15 protein-coding genes and 2 pseudogenes are annotated in these 17,627 nt (G+C 63.9%); 9 read left to right on the top strand and 8 right to left on the bottom strand.

The genetic code is table 11. The features are described 5' to 3' along the window. Window positions 1-35: 35 nt before the first annotated feature. The 7 genes and pseudogenes from CAP2UW1_RS15795 to ltrA all read left to right on the top strand — a co-directional run bounded on the left by CAP2UW1_RS15795 (window position 36) and on the right by ltrA (window position 7,431). Window positions 36-326: a putative quinol monooxygenase gene (locus CAP2UW1_RS15795; RefSeq protein WP_015767624.1), complete on the top strand. Its 291-nt coding sequence runs from the start codon at window positions 36-38 to the stop codon at window positions 324-326. 51 nt (window positions 327-377) lie between these two features. Further along, window positions 378-1,238, top strand: a complete 861-nt coding sequence (locus CAP2UW1_RS15790) for an alpha/beta hydrolase (RefSeq protein ID WP_015767623.1) — start codon at window positions 378-380, stop codon at window positions 1,236-1,238. Window positions 1,239-1,373: 135 nt separating this feature from the next. Further along, window positions 1,374-3,011: a 3-(methylthio)propionyl-CoA ligase gene (locus tag CAP2UW1_RS15785; protein WP_015767622.1), complete on the top strand. Its 1,638-nt coding sequence runs from the start codon at window positions 1,374-1,376 to the stop codon at window positions 3,009-3,011. Window positions 3,012-3,213: 202 nt separating this feature from the next. Continuing rightward, window positions 3,214-3,651 carry a DUF29 domain-containing protein gene (locus CAP2UW1_RS15780; RefSeq protein ID WP_015767621.1) on the top strand — a complete coding sequence of 146 codons (438 nt, stop codon included), beginning with the start codon at window positions 3,214-3,216 and terminating at the stop codon, window positions 3,649-3,651. Window positions 3,652-3,678: 27 nt separating this feature from the next. Continuing rightward, window positions 3,679-4,257: pseudogene (locus CAP2UW1_RS26170) on the top strand (AMP-binding enzyme); the annotation flags it as partial. Between the two features lie 6 nt (window positions 4,258-4,263). After that, window positions 4,264-5,571 (top strand): tetratricopeptide repeat protein, encoded by a 1,308-nt coding sequence (locus CAP2UW1_RS15770; RefSeq protein WP_015767620.1) that lies wholly within the window; start codon window positions 4,264-4,266, stop codon window positions 5,569-5,571. A gap of 465 nt (window positions 5,572-6,036) precedes the next feature. Next, complete coding sequence (gene ltrA, locus CAP2UW1_RS15765) at window positions 6,037-7,431, top strand: group II intron reverse transcriptase/maturase (RefSeq protein ID WP_015767619.1); 1,395 nt, start codon at window positions 6,037-6,039, stop codon at window positions 7,429-7,431. A gap of 82 nt (window positions 7,432-7,513) precedes the next feature. Here ltrA and CAP2UW1_RS15760 read toward each other — a convergent pair whose 3' ends face one another. The 3 genes from CAP2UW1_RS15760 to CAP2UW1_RS15745 all read right to left on the bottom strand — a co-directional run bounded on the left by CAP2UW1_RS15760 (window position 7,514) and on the right by CAP2UW1_RS15745 (window position 10,551). Continuing rightward, window positions 7,514-7,774 carry a PEP-CTERM sorting domain-containing protein gene (locus CAP2UW1_RS15760; RefSeq protein ID WP_015767618.1) on the bottom strand — a complete coding sequence of 87 codons (261 nt, stop codon included), beginning with the start codon at window positions 7,772-7,774 and terminating at the stop codon, window positions 7,514-7,516. A gap of 580 nt (window positions 7,775-8,354) precedes the next feature. Next, the gene (locus CAP2UW1_RS15750; RefSeq protein WP_015767616.1) at window positions 8,355-9,236 is read right to left on the bottom strand and encodes a DUF4338 domain-containing protein; all 882 of its coding nucleotides are present in this window, start codon (window positions 9,234-9,236) and stop codon (window positions 8,355-8,357) included. Further along, on the bottom strand, window positions 9,226-10,551 hold the full coding sequence (locus tag CAP2UW1_RS15745) for an IS66 family transposase (protein WP_015767615.1): 1,326 nt from the start codon (window positions 10,549-10,551) through the stop codon (window positions 9,226-9,228). The genes CAP2UW1_RS15750 and CAP2UW1_RS15745 overlap by 11 nt, the downstream gene beginning before the upstream one ends. A 162-nt stretch (window positions 10,552-10,713) precedes the next feature. Between CAP2UW1_RS15745 and CAP2UW1_RS15740 the strand changes: the two genes are divergently transcribed. Then, entirely contained in the window at window positions 10,714-11,148 is a 435-nt protein-coding gene (locus tag CAP2UW1_RS15740) for a hypothetical protein (RefSeq protein WP_015767613.1), read from the top strand. A gap of 5 nt (window positions 11,149-11,153) precedes the next feature. Here CAP2UW1_RS15740 and CAP2UW1_RS15735 read toward each other — a convergent pair whose 3' ends face one another. Then, window positions 11,154-12,182 carry an IS1595 family transposase gene (locus CAP2UW1_RS15735; protein ID WP_015767612.1) on the bottom strand — a complete coding sequence of 343 codons (1,029 nt, stop codon included), beginning with the start codon at window positions 12,180-12,182 and terminating at the stop codon, window positions 11,154-11,156. 146 nt (window positions 12,183-12,328) lie between these two features. Here CAP2UW1_RS15735 and CAP2UW1_RS15730 point away from each other — a divergent pair. After that, window positions 12,329-12,823 (top strand): annotated as a pseudogene (locus CAP2UW1_RS15730) (IS66 family transposase); the annotation flags it as partial. 139 nt (window positions 12,824-12,962) lie between these two features. Here the strand turns inward: CAP2UW1_RS15730 and CAP2UW1_RS15725 are convergent. From CAP2UW1_RS15725 to CAP2UW1_RS15705, 4 genes are all read right to left on the bottom strand, one after another. Beyond that, entirely contained in the window at window positions 12,963-14,060 is a 1,098-nt protein-coding gene (locus CAP2UW1_RS15725) for a PEP-CTERM sorting domain-containing protein (RefSeq protein WP_015767610.1), read from the bottom strand. A gap of 825 nt (window positions 14,061-14,885) precedes the next feature. Further along, entirely contained in the window at window positions 14,886-15,152 is a 267-nt protein-coding gene (locus CAP2UW1_RS15715; protein WP_015767609.1) for a hypothetical protein, read from the bottom strand. Window positions 15,153-15,309: 157 nt separating this feature from the next. Next, a complete protein-coding gene (locus CAP2UW1_RS15710) occupies window positions 15,310-16,155 on the bottom strand; it encodes an ExeA family protein (protein ID WP_015767608.1) in 846 nt (281 codons plus the stop codon). Further along, a complete protein-coding gene (locus CAP2UW1_RS15705; protein ID WP_015767607.1) occupies window positions 16,152-17,594 on the bottom strand; it encodes a DDE-type integrase/transposase/recombinase in 1,443 nt (480 codons plus the stop codon). The genes CAP2UW1_RS15710 and CAP2UW1_RS15705 overlap by 4 nt, the downstream gene beginning before the upstream one ends. Between the last annotated feature and the right edge of the window lie 33 nt (window positions 17,595-17,627).

Raw genomic sequence — 17,627 nt, 5'->3', positions numbered from 1 at the left:
GCACATTCGGAGAGGCACTTACGAAGGAGACGCAGATGGTCAGGATCATGGCCAGGATTTCAGCCCTGGCGGGTAGGGAAACGCAATTGCAATCGGTGCTGCAGGATCTGGTCGGTCCCAGCCGCAACGAAGCGGGCTGTGTCAACTACGAGTTGTTCCAGAATGAGGACAATCCGCTCGAATTCGTCACCATCGAGCAGTGGAGCGATCAGGCGGCTGTTGACGCGCACCTGGCAACGCCGCATGTCGGCGCGGCGATCGCGCGGGCCAGCGAACTGCTGGCGCAGCCACCACTGATCCACCGCTTCCGGCAGGTCATCGGATGAGACCTGGGTCTGCGCCACACAGCGTCCGCCGGTACTTGTTGGCTGGTTCGGATGGCGGGTGAGGAACGCCTGGACACGGCGGTCGCCGTCGCTTGGCGCGCCAACCGACGCGGCGGCCGGCCGGGCGCGGTAATCGTCGTCATCGCGCTCGCCGTGGGGATCGGTGTGGCTGTGCTGGCGTGGATCTACACGTTCCAGGAAAGCCTGATCTTTCATCCGGAGCGGCTGCCGGCCGAGCACCGGTTTGCTTTCAGCGATGTCAGCGAAGTCAGCATCGACGTCGGCGGCGAAACCCTGTCGGCCCTGCATCTCAAGCTGCCGGCGCCAAGAGGTGTGGTGTTCTTCCTGCACGGCAACAACGGCAACCTGGCGACCTGGTTTACCAACAGCGACTTCTACCGCGCCGCCAACTACGACCTGTTCATGCTCGACTATCGCGGCTACGGCAAGAGCAGCGGGCGCATCGATAGCGAAGTCCAGTTACGTGCCGACGTGCTTGCCGCGTGGCAAGTCGTCGAACGTCAGTACGTCGGCAAGCGCCGGGTCATCTATGGCCGCTCTCTGGGTACGGCACTGGCGGCGGGACTCGCGGCACAGGTACAGCCCGACCTGACGATCCTCGTCTCACCCTACTGCAGCCTGGCGCAGGTGATGCAGGCCCACTATCCGCTGCTGCCGACCGTCCTCCTGCGCTATCGCCTGGAGACCTGCGCCGATGCCGCTCATCTGCGCAGTCCATTGCTGCTCGTGCATGGCGAGGACGACACGGTTATCCCCGTCTGGCATAGCGAGCAGCTACTCGCGGTGGCGCCGCAGGCTCGGCTGCTTCGCCTTCCCGGTGCGGCGCACGCCGACGTCCATCGCTTCAGCGCCTACACCAGCGAACTCCTGCGCACGCTCGATGCACTCTAGGCCCGCATCCGGCGCCCGTTGCGGGTGCACGAAGCCGTGCGGAGTATGCCACCGCCTGCTCTCGGCGCGATCCCGGTTAACCAGTGCCGTCCGACGCCATTCCACCCTTGACCAGACACACGAGGAGGAGCACCGATGCTCAAAGGATTGATGCAAGACCGCCCATTGCTGATTTCGTCGCTGATCGAGCACGCCGCGACCTGCCACCCGCGCGGCGAAATCGTCTCCCGCACAAGCGAAGGACCGATTCACCGCTGCACTTACGCCGACATCCAGCGCCGCTCGAAGCAGGTGGCACAGGCGTTGACGGCGCTCGGCGTGCAGCCCGGGGAGCGCGTCGCCACCCTGGCCTGGAATGGTTACCGGCATATGGAACTCTATTACGGGGTCTCGGGAATGGGCGCCGTGCTGCACACCATCAACCCGCGCCTGTTCCCTGAACAGATCGAGTACATCGCGAACCACGCCGAAGACCAGTACCTGTTCTTCGATCTGAGCTTCGTGCCGCTGCTCGAGCGGCTGGCTGGTCGACTGTCGTCGGTGCGCGGCTTCATCGTCATGACCGACCGGGCGCACCTGCCGGAATGCAGCATCCCCGGCCTGCTCTGTTACGAGGACCTGATCGCCGGACAAACCGGCGAGTACGCCTGGCCGCAGTTCGACGAGACGGCGGCCTCGTCGCTCTGCTACACGTCGGGCACCACTGGCAATCCCAAGGGCGTGCTCTACTCGCACCGCTCGTCCGTGCTCCATTCCTGGGCGGCCTGCGCCGTCGATGGCCTGGCTCTGGGGGCCGGCGAAACGGCCTTGCTGGTCGTGCCGATGTTTCACGTCAACGCCTGGGGAATGCCCTACGCCGGCGCCATGTCGGGTGTGCGGTTGGTGATGCCGGGTCCGGCGCTCGACGGCAAGAGCGTCTATGACCTGATGCGCGACGAAAAGGTGACGCTGGCGCTCGGCGTACCTACGGTCTGGTTGATGCTCCTGCAGCATGTCGATGCGGCCGGGTTGGAGCCCAAGGAAGAACTGTGCCTGCGGCGCGTCGTCATCGGTGGCTCGTCGGCGCCGCGCGCGATGAGCGAATGCTTCGAAACCCGGTTCGGCGCTTTTGTCGTGCACGCCTGGGGAATGACCGAGATGTCGCCGGTAGGTACCGTTTGCAATCTGCTGCCCAAGCACGCCGGCTGTTCGCTGGAGCAGCGTTTGGCCATCCAGGAGAAGCAGGGTCGCGCCGTGTATGGGGTGGACATGACGATCGTTGACGACGACGGTGCGCCCCTGCCGCGGGACGGCCGGTCTGCCGGCCACCTACTGGTACGAGGTCCGTGGATCGCCAGTGCCTACTTTCGCGACGAAGGCAGCGTTCTCGACGCCGACGGTTTTTTCGACACCGGCGATGTGGCGACCATCGACGCCGACGGCTACATGCAGATCACCGATCGCTCGAAGGACGTGATCAAGTCCGGAGGAGAGTGGATTTCGTCGATAGCGCTCGAGAATGCGGCCATTGCTCACCCGGCGGTCGCCGAAGCCGCGGTGATCGGCGCGCCGCATCCGAAGTGGCAGGAGCGGCCGCTGTTGATCATCGTCAGGAAGCCTGCTCAGGAACTGACGCGGGAAGCCATGTTGCAGTTTCTCGCGGGCCGGGTGGCCGCCTGGTGGTTGCCCGACGATGTCGCCTTCGTGGAGGAATTGCCGCATACGGCGACCGGCAAACTGCACAAGCTCAAGCTGCGTGAGAGGTTCAAGGACTATCGCCTGCCGGGCGCGTGAGCGGTAGCCAGGGCGTATGGTGGTATGCCCCCTTTGCTCGGCGAGGGCGTCATTACTCGCTGCCGCCAAGCGTGGAGCGTCTTGTTCCGTAACTCGCTACCAGCGGTTACCTGGCAAATGAGAATTCGGACGCTGCGCTTGAGGTCGTGTCCTGTTCTCGCGAAAATGGGAAGTCAGGTGCCAACAAGAAATGGAGAGTGGCATGAGCACAAGTTACGAAGCCGACGTGGTGGCGTGGGCCAACGAGCAGGCCGAGTTCCTTCGGGCTGGGCGCTTCGATCTGCTCGACCGAGAACATCTTGCGGAGGAGATCGAGGACGTGGGCAAGAGCGAACAGCGCGAACTGGCGAAGCGGATGGCGGTGCTCTTGGCGCATTTGCTGAAGTGGCAGTATCAACCCGGCCGCAGAGGGTCGAGTTGGGAAAGCACCATTCGCCTCCATCGGAAGGAGATTTCCTGGGTTCTCAACGAGGCTCCAAGTCTGGCCAGTAGACTTCGCGACCCGATGTGGGTTGATCGGTTCTGGTCAAACGCTGTTGCTCAGGTCATTTCCGAAACCGGTCTGGACTGCTTTCCGGAGGCTTGTCCCTGGTCGATTGAAGGTGAAGTCGTCAAGGAAGGCTGGTTCCCGAAGGCCTAGAATCACGCGTCGGACCGGCAGCCGGGGGTCGCCGAAGCAGCGGTGATCGGTGCGCCGCATCCGAAGTGGCAGGAGAGACCGCCGCTGATCATCGTCAGGAAGCCTGATCAGGAACTCAAGCGCGAGGTCATGCTGCAGTTTCTTGCGGGTCGGGCAGCCGCCTGGTGGCTACCTGACGATGCCGCCTTCGTGGAGGAATTGCCGCATACGGCGACCGGCAAACTGCACAAGCTCAAGCTGCGTGAGAGGTTCAAGGACTATCGCCTGCCGGGCGCGCAAGCGCTGGCAGGGGCGGGCCCAGGGGACGCCGGATCCCTGGCGAGCACCACGCTGGATTCTCGGCGCTGTCCCTGCCTGCCGTTCCCGGCAGCCGGTCCACCCCGTGCCCGACCCCGGTTGACACTGTCAGGCGCGCCGCAGATACTCTTGAGGGTGCCGTCGAGTCGCTCAGCCTTGGCCAAGTGCGCCGGCCATACCAACCCACGCCGACACCGCCACGGGTGGCGCAGAGCGGTGACGGACAACCCGATGCGTCGGAATGCGGCGCCTTGCCCCGAACGGACAGCTCCGCCCGACATCTTCAATGCATTTTCCTGGAGGGCTTGATCTCTCATGATCCATCGACCATTGATCGTCGCCGGAATCGTCGCAACCTTGTTGGCGGCACAGCCATTCTCCGGCGTGGCCGCGCCGATCCTGTTGCCGGGCTCGCCAATGACGCAGCTGCCTAGCGGCTCGCCGGCGCAGGGCAAGGTCGAGGAAGGTCTGAAGGCGCTCAACGCCGATGACCTGCCGGCGGCCGAAGCGGCGTTCACGGAGGCCGCCCGGGTCGATCCGGGTTTGTCGGCGGCCTACATTGGCCTGGCAGAAGTGGCGGCCCGCCAGGACAAGCCGGCGCAGGTCGAATATTGGCTGCAGAAGGCGCTGTCCGCCGACCCCAAAGGTGCGTTGACGCAGAGAATCTGGGGTCGCTACAAGTTTCAGCGCGGTCAGTTTGGCGATGCCGAAACCGCGTTCAAGAAAGCAGTGGCGCTCGACCCAAAATCGGCGGACGCTCATCTCAACCTCGCCGAGAACTACCTGCTTGGCCTCAAGAAGCCGAAGGCCGCCGAAGAGGCGTATCGTGCCGCCATCGCGCTTGATCCCGGTAACCCGCAGGGTCATCTGGGCCTGGGCGTAGCGTTGGCAGCGCAAGGGCGCCCGGATCTGGCGCTGGCGGAGTATGAGGCGGCGGTCAAGCTGGCGCCGACGGACCCGAAGTTCACGCATGCGCTGGCACGGTTTTACGCGTCGCAGGGCAAGTTCGACCCGGCACTCGCCGCGCTGCAGAGGACCATCACGATGGCTCCGGACTTTCTGGCGGCACATATCGATCGCGGTGACCTGTACCTGGCCAAGAACGATCTCGAGCAGGCGGCGGCGGCCTATCGTGCCGGCGCCAAGGCGGTGAAGAACCCGGCGATTGCCTACTTCAAGCTTGGTACCGTGCTCGAGGGACAGCAACGCTGGGCCGAGGCCGAGCAGGCCTATCTCGACGCTGTGAAGAGCGATCCGATGATGTACGGTGCCTACAACAACCTCGCCTTCATGGCCGCCGTGCGCAAGGAACGCCTCGATCAGGCGCTGGTGTGGGCCAAAAAGGCCGTCGAACTCGCGCCAAAGGTGACGACGCTGCAGGACACCCTCGGTTGGGTCTACCGTGCGCGCGGCGAGCTAGGGCCGGCGGCACAGGCGATCGAGAAGGCCGTTGCCGACAATCCAGGGAAGGCCAGCTTCCGCTATCACCTCGGAGTCGTCTACGCCGAGCAGGGAAAGAAGAAGGAGGCGGTAGCGGCGCTGCAGAAAGCGCTTGAACTCGACAAGAACTTCTACAATGCGGCGGACGCGAGAAAGCGCCTGCAGCATCTCTCGACGAAATAAAAAAAAGCGGCCCCGAGGGGCCGCTTCTTCTTGGTGCGCCCGGCAGGGCGCACTTACTTGGAGGTGAAAGTCCTCTACTCGCCCGACAAGGGGAAGAGTTAGCTGAACGGCAAGGGTGTCGCGGGTGACTGCGAATCTGGAGGAAGCCGAAGGCAAAGCGCTGGCCTGACGAACAGGAAGCGGATACGAGGCGGCGTAGCGGGGTGAGGTGTCCGAGATCATCAAAGCCCGAAACTTGTACGGAACGCTGCGACGTAGATCCGACAGGCATAAGCGTGAAGGTGGGTGCGCGATACCCGGGGAGATCTGCATGCGTGCCTTGTGCTACCGACCCCGAGAGGTGTCGGGATGCGCCTGCAGAAGTCAGCAGAAGGCATAGTAGGTTGGGGACGAAGCGGAGAGCCCGAGAAGAACTCTGACCGAAGGCCTGAACATTGAACCACGCGATTAGGACATTCGACCTCGATGCAAATCGATGAAGCAATAAGGCAGACAACTGCACCTGACCCGGAGGGAGGCGGACGGATTTCGCCATTGACCGAGTTGGGCGCCGAGGTTAGCACGGCGGCGGATGGGCAAACGAAAGCGGAAGGGCTGCGGCAGATGGAGGCCGTAGTTGAACGAAGCAATCTCTGGCAAGCGTATGAGCGGGTCCTGCGGAACAAGGGCGCGGCAGGAGTCGATGGGCTCACCGTGTTCGAACTCAAGGCATGGCTGCAACAGCACTGGCCAAGCGTCAAGGCAGCCCTCCTGGCAGGCGATTATCTGCCAGCGGCAATCCGGAAAGTGGAGATGCCGAAACCCAACGGCGGGGTGCGGATACTGGGTATCCCGACGGTGCTGGATCGACTGATCCAGCAAGCGCTGCTGCAAGTTCTACAACCGGAATTCGAGCCTGAATTCTCCGAACACAGCTACGGGTTCCGACCGGGCCGCAATGCATGGCAAGCGGTGCAACGAGCGCAAGGCTACATCAGGGAAGAACGCCGTTGGGTGGTTGACCTTGATTTGGAGAAATTCTTTGACCGGGTCAATCACGACATTCTGATGTCGAGAGTGGCGCGCCGGGTAAAGGATGAACGGGTTCTGAAGCTGATCCGGCGTTATCTGGAAGCGGGCATGATGTCAGAAGGAATGGTCAGCGCAAGGACGGAAGGCACGCCGCAAGGCGGACCGCTGTCACCCCTGCTGTCGAACATCCTGCTGACCGACCTGGATCGCGAACTGGAACGTCGGGGGCATCGGTTCTGCCGCTATGCCGATGACTGCAACATCTACGTCAAAAGCAAGATGGCAGGGCAGCACGCGATGGATGCGATCACCGATTATCTGGAGCAGAAATTGAAGCTTCGGGTCAATCGGGACAAGAGCGCCGTCGCGCGGCCTTGGCAGCGGAAGTTTCTGGGGTATAGCGTCACGTGGCACAAGCAGGCACGTCTGAAGATCGCTGATGGCAGTGTGAAGCGACTGAAAGACAAAGTGCGTGAAATCGTCGTCGGGAATGCCTTTCGCAACCTCGACCAAACGATCGCCGCCCTTAACCCCGTGCTGCGTGGCTGGACATCCTATTTCCGGCTGACCGAGGTCAAAGGTGTGTTGCAGGACCTGGACGGATGGATACGGCGCAAACTGCGTTGCCTTCTCTGGCGGCAATGGAAGCGTCCGGCCACCCGTAACAAGCGACTACAAGCGCGGGGGTTGGACGCGACGCGAGCATGGAAATCGGCACGCAACGGACGTGGCCCCTGGTGGAACGCCGGCGCGAGCCATATGAACGCGGCCTATCCAAAACGCTTCTTTGATGCAATGGGGTTGGTTTCGTTGCTGGACACTCAGCGACGCTTCCAGCAGGTTCAATGAACCGCCGGATGCGGAACCGCACGTCCGGTGGTGTGAGAGGGCGACGGGGGTAACTCCGTCCCCTACTCGATCCAGTGCTCTTTCAGGAAGTGCGACGACGACGCGCTGCACCGATGCCCAGAAGGCTGACACCCATAAGAACCAGGGTGGCCGGCTCGGGAGTCGTGAAGGTGTCGCGTTCCGCCGCGACGATGCCGCGGTCGACGATGGCGTAGGTGTCGAAGGTGAGGTCGCCACCGGCGAGACGCGTGAAGGTCACGTCGAACTCGAAGGTACGTTCCACCGAGCGGTCGTAGGTACCGACAGCATCGGCACCGACGCACGCACCGGTATCGGCCGACACGCACTTGGTGTCGACATCGATGATTCCCGCGCCGCCGCCGACGTCGTCGACCGTGACGATGGTGTGATGGTGTACTTGGCGAAGCCGGCCGTGATGCCGGCCGTGATCGCTGCGGCGATGGCGTCAGGGGTGGAAGCCGACGTGAACAAGCTACCACCCAGACCGGTGATGCTGGCGTCGAACGACGTGTCGCTGTCGAACCGGATACCAACCAGCTTGGCGTTGGTCGCCAGTAGCGCGGCTTTGGTACTGGCCTCCGTGGCGCCGCCGGGGTTGCTCTTGAATGGCGCGTCACCCAAGGCGGTGATGAAACGGTTGGAGCCGGGGCGCTATCCACCACCGGTGGCAGCGGCACTGACGCCGTCGTAGCCCAGTTCGGGCGTGTCGCCGCCGCCGCCGGCGCTCAGCGTATTGATCGTCGCCTGGGTCGTCGCCGCATTCAACGAGACGGTCTGCTTAACCCATGTTTAACAAGGCCCAGAAAACCCATAACTGAATCAATTGGTTGCGAGCCAATAAGGTAACTTCTCAAAAACCCCGGGCATGAGGATGGCTCTGGGTTGGTATCGGGGCGACGCGCTCACCCGCAGAGCACCCGTCTGAAGTGCCTGTCGAGCGGATAGACCCAGGCGGCTTTGATAGGCAGCAGGGCTTGGTGGTGAACATCGAGCTTGCCGCGTCCGGTGGTCTGTCCGAGGCAGATCCAGTTGGCCGCTTGGTAGGCGGTGCCGCGAAAGCGCTCTTGCTCGACGAAGGTTTCGAGCAAGAGCGGCCGGTAACCGTATTGGATTGGCCAATCGGTGTTGATCTGCCGGGCAGCGCGAGCCAGGAGGGATGAGGCCAGATTCTTGCATTCGATCCACGGCAGGATGAGGAATCGAGCATTGTTCACGACCCGGTGCAGGTTCTCCTGGCGTTGCGCAGGCGTCCAGCCGATGTAATGGTCGCGCGGCTGAGTCTTCCAGGCGGCAGCCCCGAAGCTGAGCAACGCGACGAGGCGTCCGCCGGCGCGAACGAAGTAGCGCAATTGGGCACCGGGCAGCGGTTGATAGCCGAGGTAGTGGTAGCGGTCGATGTACTCGTTGTGCAGCTGCGATTCGGCGCGATGGCTGACCCGCCGCAGTTGCAGCGTGCCCAGGCTACGCGGGCCGTCGGCGCGCAGGGGCGCATCGGGTTCGGCCAGCGCGGTACGACGGTGCCAAGGTTTGCCGTTGTGATTACCGTTGCGCGGCGACGGCAGGTGCAGCAAGCCATCGGTCTGCATGCGCAGCATCGCCACGCGGCAGCTCATCTCCTTGAGCCGCCCGTCCTCGCGGCTCCAGCCGAGCTCGCCACAGACCATCCGGGACAACTGGGCGCGCGAGGCGGCAGGATTGGCTGCGATCAGCCGGCGGATCTGGTCGAGCTCAGCGGTGCTGAAGAAGCGCCCGCAATAGCGAGCGGACGCCGTTTCAGGGGCCATGAACGGGAACCTTCGCCCCCGTCGGCGTGGCCTCGAAGATCCACTGCGCCAGGGGAGCAATCCGATGCCAGCCGAAGACGCGGTCCTGAACGTATTGCCAGAAGGACAGTCCGTTCTTTCGGCAGGTCTTCTTGAGACTGGCGAAGGTGTCGCGGCAGCGGCGGCCGGACTCGCTACGGGTCGAGCCGCTGATCTTGCGTTTCTTGACGTAGTCGCGGATATCCGACTCACTGAGGTTGTTGTGCAGGGGAAGCTCGGGACGTTGCAACACGCGCAGCAACTCCTCCTGGTTACGGCGCATTCGCTTCAGGGCCCGGTCGAGGCTGGCATAGCCGGTGCGGGTGGCACAGAGCTTCTCGAAGCGGGCTTCGATCGCGGCCGCGGTGAGCGCATCAGGCGCTTCCTTGTACGCCTTGAGCGCATCGTAGATCGCCCACAGTTCGCTGCGCACCGAGGCCAGCGCCTGGCGTTGCGGCTCGTTGAAGCCGAGTAGTTTGGCCAGCACGCGTTCGGCATGGATCCAGCACAGGGCATGGGTCAGCACATCGAACTGCCCGGCATCATCGCTGAGGATCGCCAGATCGGGGGCGGCGCCCCGCGCGACGACGGTACCGAGCAAGGCGCCTTCGGTCACCAGGCGAACATGGCGCGGATCGGTGATGGCCTGCTGAGCCAAGACCGCCTGCCAGGCGGTTTGACCCGTCCATACCGCCGGTGCCAGCGCGGTGAGTGCCTGGAGTTGGGCGCACGGCAGCTGGTGCTCGGCCAGGTAGGCCAGCGCGGCCGGATTCAGGGTGTAGGCCTCGTGCCCGGCACGGAGCAATTCCAGGAAATTGATCCGACTCTTGCTGTCGGTACTTGCGAACCAGGCGAAGCGCTCGTTGCCAATATGCGTACAGTACCCATTCTTGCCCTGATGGCGCGCCCCGGTATCGTCCACATGAACGTACCGGCTGCGCTGCAGCCCCGCTTGCAGCAGCGCGTCCTTCTCGCGATGGAACTCGCCATGGCCGTCGGTGATCAACGCGCTGAGCTGCCCGGCCGAGATAGCGATCTGCCACTCCTGCAGTTGCTCAAGCAAGAGCGGCTGCGTCACATGCGCATGGTGGTACTGGTACAGGATGAAGGCGCGCAGCTGCGGGCCGAAGTGCACACCACCGATCTCGACAGGCAACTGGCCGATCAAGCTCACGCCCTCCGGGGTGACCCAGCGCTCCAGCCGATACCGGGTGTTGTGCACCCCCATCCGGAGCTCCTGTACGACGAAATCCTGGTAGCCCTTGAAGCGACTGTTCGGCGGAACCTCAACGCTCATCAAAACGGACCCATTTTCGCTCGCGAAAACTGACCCATCACTTGAGTCTTTTTTTGCGCGCGCCAACAGTGTTTTTCGCGGCATTATGGAGCAGCCACCCCCAGCGGCTGACGCTCAGCCCGGCGAAAATTCTCTTGTTTTGAACGAACAGGAGCATTGTTCATGGCGGAGAGCCACGTGGTTACGGCCCTGATCAGCAAGCGCGCCGAACTGGCTGGGCTGATCGAGCATCATCAGAAGGAAATGGATCGTCTGGCGGATGATCTGGCCCACCTTGACGCCACCCTCAAGCTGTTTTCCCCGGAAATCGACCTGCGGACGATCCGGGCCAAGGCCCACCGGATGCGGAGCCGTTTCTTCCGGCCGGGGGAATGCCAACGCCTGGTTCTGGACATCTTCCGCGAGGCTCAAGGCGCAGCGCTGAGCAGCCGCCAGATCGGCCAAGCGCTGGTGGCACGTCGGGGACTGGAACCGACCACCATCATGATCGAGCAGATGCGCAAGAACGCCATTGGCGTCGTGCATCGCCTGGAGCGTACCGGCACCCTGATCCCTGCAGGCCGTGACGGGCACGGCGCCACCTGGGCGGTCGCCTGACGCCTTCACACCACCAGGCTTTCCCCCAGTCGGTGGTTGCCCTGCCAGTACCCACACCAATCCCGACTCACCAGGGCACGGGCGCACTTGCCGAGGATGTCCCGGAAGATGTCGCCGTTGCTCCAGCGCCGGGTGTCTTCCCGGTAGGCCATCTCGTTGGCGTAGTTGTCGAGGTACTTCGGAGCCGCCTTGTGGATCTGGCCGATGTGGAAACGGCGGAAGCGAGAGAAATACGATTCCGCCAGGTTGTTGGTCGTGCCGTCATCGGCGCGGTACTCCTTGCCGTGGTTCACCCGGCGAACCGCGTACTTGGCAGGGAGCCGGTCGTAGGCGTCCGATTCGTCGGCACAGATCACCGCACCTGGCGCGATGTAGGCTGGCGCCAGTTTGCCGAGGTCGGCCTGGTTCTCATTCTTGACGATGAAGGTCAGCGTCTTTTTGGCCCCGGCGTTGCCGGCCTCTACCTCCGCCTCGGTGTGCGCCTGACGCATCACCAGGATGCAGCGCTTGTCCGGGTCTTGATTCTCCGCCAGGCGCCGGTCCACCCGGTCTTCCTTCTTGTTCTCCGGCCGGACCTTCCCGCCGACATACGCGCCATCCACGTGTATCTCGCCCTGCAGGGCGGATTCCTCCCGGCCCACCAGCAGGCTCTCCCGGATCTTGTGCAACAGCACGTAGGCAGTTTTGTGGGACACGCCCAGGTCGCGACCCACCTGCAGCGCGGAAATGCCCTTCACGGCGTTGGTAAACAGGATAACGGCCGCCAAGTACAGGCGCAGCGGCAGCTTGTGGAAGGCGAAAATCGTTCCAGACGTGACCGAAAAATCCTCCTGGCAGCCCGCACAACGCCAAATCTTGCGGGCCGGGCGAAAGTAGTGCCGGCGCGCCATGCCGCAGTGCGGGCAGACCACTTCATCCCCGTCGCCCCAGCGCACCTCGCGGAACAGGGTAAACGCGTCGTCGTCACTCATCGCCAGGACCTGAACCACGGACAGGGTACGGGCTTTGGCTTTCAGGAGGAAATGTAAACTCATCGCACGGGCTCATGGGGTTGGGGCATGAGCCGCAGTGTAGGGCGCTATAGGCTCACAGAATGAGCTCGCCAGAAAGAACAGGGGCGGCGGCGTCGCCAAGCCCGGCGGACGAGTGGGGTGGCTGCTCCATAATGCCGCAGAAGAAGCTCGCAGGCGTCCAAAAGCGTGATGAGCGTCAGACGCAGGCCAAACCGATCGTCGAGCGCTTCTTCGCCTGGGTCGATGAGCGCTTCGAAGCCCAGGGGTTGCTACCGAGCAACCCGCTGACCAAAGCACTCGCGTATGCCCGCGAGCGACGAGGCGGGCTGGAAGTCTATCTCTCCGATCCGGAGGTGCCGATCGACACCAACCACCTCGAACGCGCTCTGCGGGCGATTCCGATGGGGCGTCGCAATTGGCTGTTCTGCTGGACCGAGTTGGGGGCCAGGCACGTCGGCATCCTCCAGAGCCTGATCGTCACCTGTCGACTGCACGACATCAATCCCTACGACTACCTGGTCGATGTGCTCCAGCGTGTCGGCCAACATCCGGCCAATCGTGTCCCGGAACTCACGCCCCGGATGTGGAAGAAGCTCTTCGCTGCCACCCCGCTCCGCTCGCCACTGGCCAGCTTGGGCAAAATAGCGGCTGATGCCGTGTAGTTACCGGTTACGCTGCAACAGATCGAAGCCAAGTAGCGCGTTCGGCATCGAGCGGCCAAAAAAAACCGGCTCCTTGCGGTGCCGGTTTTTTCTCGATGGCGACCGGCGGTTCGACTGAACCCGTCGCCGCAACCGAACTCTACACGCCGCGACGCCGGCGGGCCAGCCCCAGGCCGAGCAGGCCAAGCGCCGCCAGGGACAGAGACGCAGGCTCGGGAACAGTGCCACCGAAGACATCGCGCTCGCGCGCGACGATGCCGTCATTCACCAGCGCGGAGGTGAAGAAGGCCTTGTCGCCCGCGGCCGTCCGCTTGAACGTGACGTCGAACTCGAAGGTGCGGTCCTTCGAGCGATCGTAGTCACCTGTGGCCAACGCACCCGAGCAGGTGCCGATATCGGCGGACACGCAAACGGTGTCGACGTCAATCTCCGGCATGCCGAAGCCAAGGTCGTCGACGGTGACCTTCGTGTATTTCGCGAAGCCGGCAGTGATGCCATCGGTCACATCTTTGATGATGTCTGCCACGCTCGTGCTGCTTGCGTACACGGTGCCTCCGAGCGGCGCGCCGTAGGACGAGTTCACGGAAGTGAACCCGCTGTTGTAGGCCAGCGCCACCAGCGAGATGTCGTCGGCAGCGAGCGCGGCCTGAGCAGCGGCAAGGCTACCCTTGGCCGTCGCGTCCGTGAACACGAACATGAAGCGGTTGGACCCGGTCCGCCAGGCGAGATCGCCGCCTGCCAGCGAAATGGCGGTATAGCCAGACTCGGGGAAGTCCCCGCCGCCGTCCGGAACGTTGAGGGTCACCGTGCCCACGTTCGTCACGAAGGTCGGGACGTCAGTAGTCAATCCGGTACCGATGACGGCGCGGCCGTTGGCCGGAAGACCGGGGGCGAGATAGGCACCCTCGGAGAACACTCCGACGCCCGCCGAAACGTCACCAAACTTGACTTTCAAGCCGGTGAACAGGCCCTCGGCCGCGAGCTTGGCCGCAGAGACTTGCGAGCCCATGCTTCCCGACGTGTCGATTAGGAAGTGGACGTCGACCAAGGCGTCCGTCGGACCGGTGGACTCAACGACCACCGTCTTGCGGACGGTGACGCTATCGCCCACGCCGAGCGTGGCGCCGAAGCTGGCCGGCGAGATGGTGTCGGCGAACACCGCCGTCGACGCCAGCGCCACTGTGGATACTGCCAGGAATTGGCCCAATCTCAGGACCGAAGTGAATGGACTGAACATAGTTGTTTTCTCCAATAGAGGGACGATGAGGACCGATGACTTTCCGCCAGCGATTGGGTCGAAGAACCGCAACGCAAAACGCACACATTAAGAAGCAATCCGCGTGCCAGCCAAGGCGCCTGATTCTTCTACCCATTGAATTTACTTAGAAATTTCCGGTGATACGGCTGCAGCTTGTTGTCCGACTTGAGGACGGGTCGGTGCTGTCGGGTCATGTATGTAAGAAATTTCGACATCGGTTGCGGTTCAATCGGCGTGCCAAGCCAGCCGTCCGCCAGGGCGCCCGCCTCGAAGGCGTCGAACTCCGCCGCCGCCTCGGCGCTGGGCGCCCGCGCAGACCGACGCAAGCGCCGCGGCCAACGCCTTGCGACCCGGAGGCTGGGTCAGTTCTCACATTCCAACATTTCGCCCGAGCAGTGATGGCAAGTGTATGAATGTGAGAACTGACCCTCCCCGCGCTCTTTGCTTTCTGGTTGAGTGTGATCACCCGATTTGATGTTCTGATGTTCAGGTACGGCGATGTCTTGTAGGGATGATCGTTCGCAATCGAACCCTGGGGCTCCGCCCCAGACCCCGCGCTCGCCGCGAGGCAGCCGCCGGGATGAACAAGTTGTTCCCGGCAACTGCTCGCCAGCATCGGGACCCTGCAAGGCGTCAAGAGGCTTTCGCGGCATAAACGGGCGATGAAGCCCGCCCATTTATTCCACGGTCCTCTTGACCCCTTTTCGGGTCAAAGAGCGACCCCTGCCGTCAGCGTTTTCGTTGAAGGTGCCACGTCAACGCCTGCCGACCGGAGCGTCCTTCTGGGGTTCCGGTTGCCTCTCGTCATTCCGTGACCGTCCGGAATCCGTACCGCTGACCGAAAGCCAGCCAGGCCCGTCGGGCGGAATGGCGAGCCGCTTCGGACCCCTCCACGCGCCCCAGGAGGTCCAGCAGCGCTTTGAGTGGCGCGTCCGTCTCGTTGCCGATGGCGTCAATGACCGCTCGTCGGTCGCGCAGGCGCTGGGCACGCTTGCGCTCTTTGTCCGTCATCGCGCGCTCGCCCTGAGGTGGGCGACCTCCTTTCGGGACGGTCACCAAGGGGTCGGTCATCTTCTCCTCCGGTTCGGGTGATGGTCACGACAGAACACAGCCGCTCGGCGGTCGTGCCTCCCAAGGTTCGCAGGCGTCGTTTCGCTCGGAGCTACTGCCCCGGGTCGTTGGGGGCGATTCACGAACCGCACCATCGAGTCGCCTGCCCGGCGAGTCCTCACCGGCCGGCCCCCACGCGACGCCGCGAGGGCGCCTCGGGGGACGCGAAGACCTCGAGGTAGAGCTTCTCGTCGAGCTGCGGCAACTCCCGCTGCGCCGCGGCGGCGAGCAGTTCGGCGGCGAGCGTGGTCAGGATGCGGTAGTTGCCGGCGGCGTGATCACACAGCGTGTGCGCGAGCGCCGGGGTCATCAGGCTGCTGTTGCCGGCGTGGCTCAGCAGATGGGTCAGGCAGGCCAGCAACTCGTCTCGCGAGGCATACTCGGTGGCGAGGCGGGTACGGATACGAGAACCGAGCGGGATCAAGTCCTCGCGGCGCAGCGTCTCGATCAGACGTGCATCGCCGGCCAGTACGACACACAGGGGCGGCTGCGAGTCGAAACGGGCACTGGCGAGCAGGCGCAACTCGCCGAGGACCGCCGGACTCATCTCCTGCGCCTCATCGACCAGTAACACCGCCCGGCGACGGGTCGTTTCCAGATGCGCGAACCAGACCTCACGCAGGGCCTTGAAGCCCCCCCAGCGGTTGTGCGGGCGCAAGGGCACGGCGAAGATGTCGCCCATTTCCCGATAGAAATCGGCCAGATTGCTCTGCGGATGGTTGATCGCACCGACGCTGACATCCGCCAGGCGCCCCAGACGGTCGGCCAGGAGGCGCAAGGCCACGCTCTTGCCGGTACCCGGATCGCCGTGAATCATCGCGAAGCCGCCTTCGCGGATCTGGGCGTGCTCGATTCGCCAGCAGAAGTTCTCGATCCGGGGCGGAACAAAGAGTGCTTCGATCGGCAATTCGGCGGCGAAGGGATTCCACTTCAGCCCGTAGAGGGCGAGGAGCCGCGGGTTCATGCCGGCTCCTGGTCGTCGGACGGCAGATACGCCGGCGGCAGGCCCGTGGCGGCGTAGTCGGCGAGCAGCTGGCGCAGCAGCGGCGCGATGCCGGTGGACGGTGGCACCAGCGCCGTCGTCGTGACCGGTGCGAGGCGCCGACGCTGCCCATCGGCGTTGGCCGACTTGTCGAGCGCCTTGAGCGGGCAAAGCACGGCGCCGGTGCGCACATCGACGAGGTCGACGTGCGTCAGATCCCAGCGGGCATAGCGCAGAGGCACCACCGGCAGGTGGCGATACGCGGCGGGGATCTCGAAGCGGGTCCCGGCCAGACTGATCGTGCCATCGGCACGCCGCTGGCGGCGCGCGACCTCAATCCGGAAAGCGGCCCGCAGTGTCGTCGTATCCGGGCAGTCCCGGTGGACACTGGGTCCGGCGAGATAGCGCGCCAAGGGGGTGGTGTCGATCTCGGAATGCACCGTGCGGTGGTACTCCTGTTCGACCCAGGCCTGGCTGGCCTGATTGAGCAGGTCGAGCGTCAGCACGTCCTCGCCTTCGAGCATCGCCATCAGACGCCCTTCGATGCGTCCCCAGAACGATTCCTGCTTGGCATTCTGATACGGCGAATACGGCAGGGTCGTCTGATGCACGACCCCCAGACGGGCGAGACCGCTGACGGTCTCTTCGGCGAGCATGGCGGCGCCGTTGTCAGTCATCAGGGCGCGTGGCAAGCCGCGCTTCATGAAGGCCTGCGACAGGCCATGCACGAGACTCTCGGCGGTCTCGTCGAGATACCACTGCAGATGGCAGACCAGCCGCGAGCGATCGTCGATGACGCCAAACAGCAGCGGCTTGACCCACAGGCCGGCGCGGGTGAGGACCTTGCGGGAGCAATGATGGAAGTCGAGATGCCAAAGGGCGCTGACGTAGTCGACTTCGTAGCTCCTGACTTCCAGCCGGTCGAGCCGGTCGCGGGCCAGCAGCGCGCCGGCGGTCGTCCGTTTGGGCGACGCCTGGCGAAACATCCCCTGCGTCTGGAGGTAACGACGGATCGTCGGATACGACGCCAGCGACGCGTCGGTCCCGGCCAGGGCGACCCGCAGATTGTCGAAGTGCAGTTGCACGGTCCAGCCCGGATGCTCGTGATACTGCGCCGTCAGGATCTGGATGACCACGGGGGAGAGGCTCTTGAAGCGACCGAGGTTGCTGCGCAGGCGATTGCGCAGACTGGCCACCGGATCGGTGGCCTTCCGGGCCGCGTAGTACCAGCGCTCGATGGTCGAGGCGCCAAAGCAGACGTCCAGTCCGGAGACCGGATGCCGCCAGGACTTGGTCGACAGGGCGAGGAGTGCCGGGGATAACTCGCCGGCGGCGGGCGGCGCCGCCAGCAAGGGGCCGACGATCGCAAAGCGCAGGCGCGCCCAGCGATCACGTTTGAGGGGATCGTGAGAAGAGGTCAAGAGGGGCTTCCAGAACGTCGGCACCGGCGGCAC

Source organism: Candidatus Accumulibacter phosphatis, assembly GCF_000024165.1.
Lineage (GTDB): Bacteria > Pseudomonadota > Gammaproteobacteria > Burkholderiales > Rhodocyclaceae > Accumulibacter > Accumulibacter phosphatis.
The sequence above is the reverse complement of the archived record's forward strand: the minus strand, read 5'-3'. Positions and strand labels throughout refer to the sequence as shown.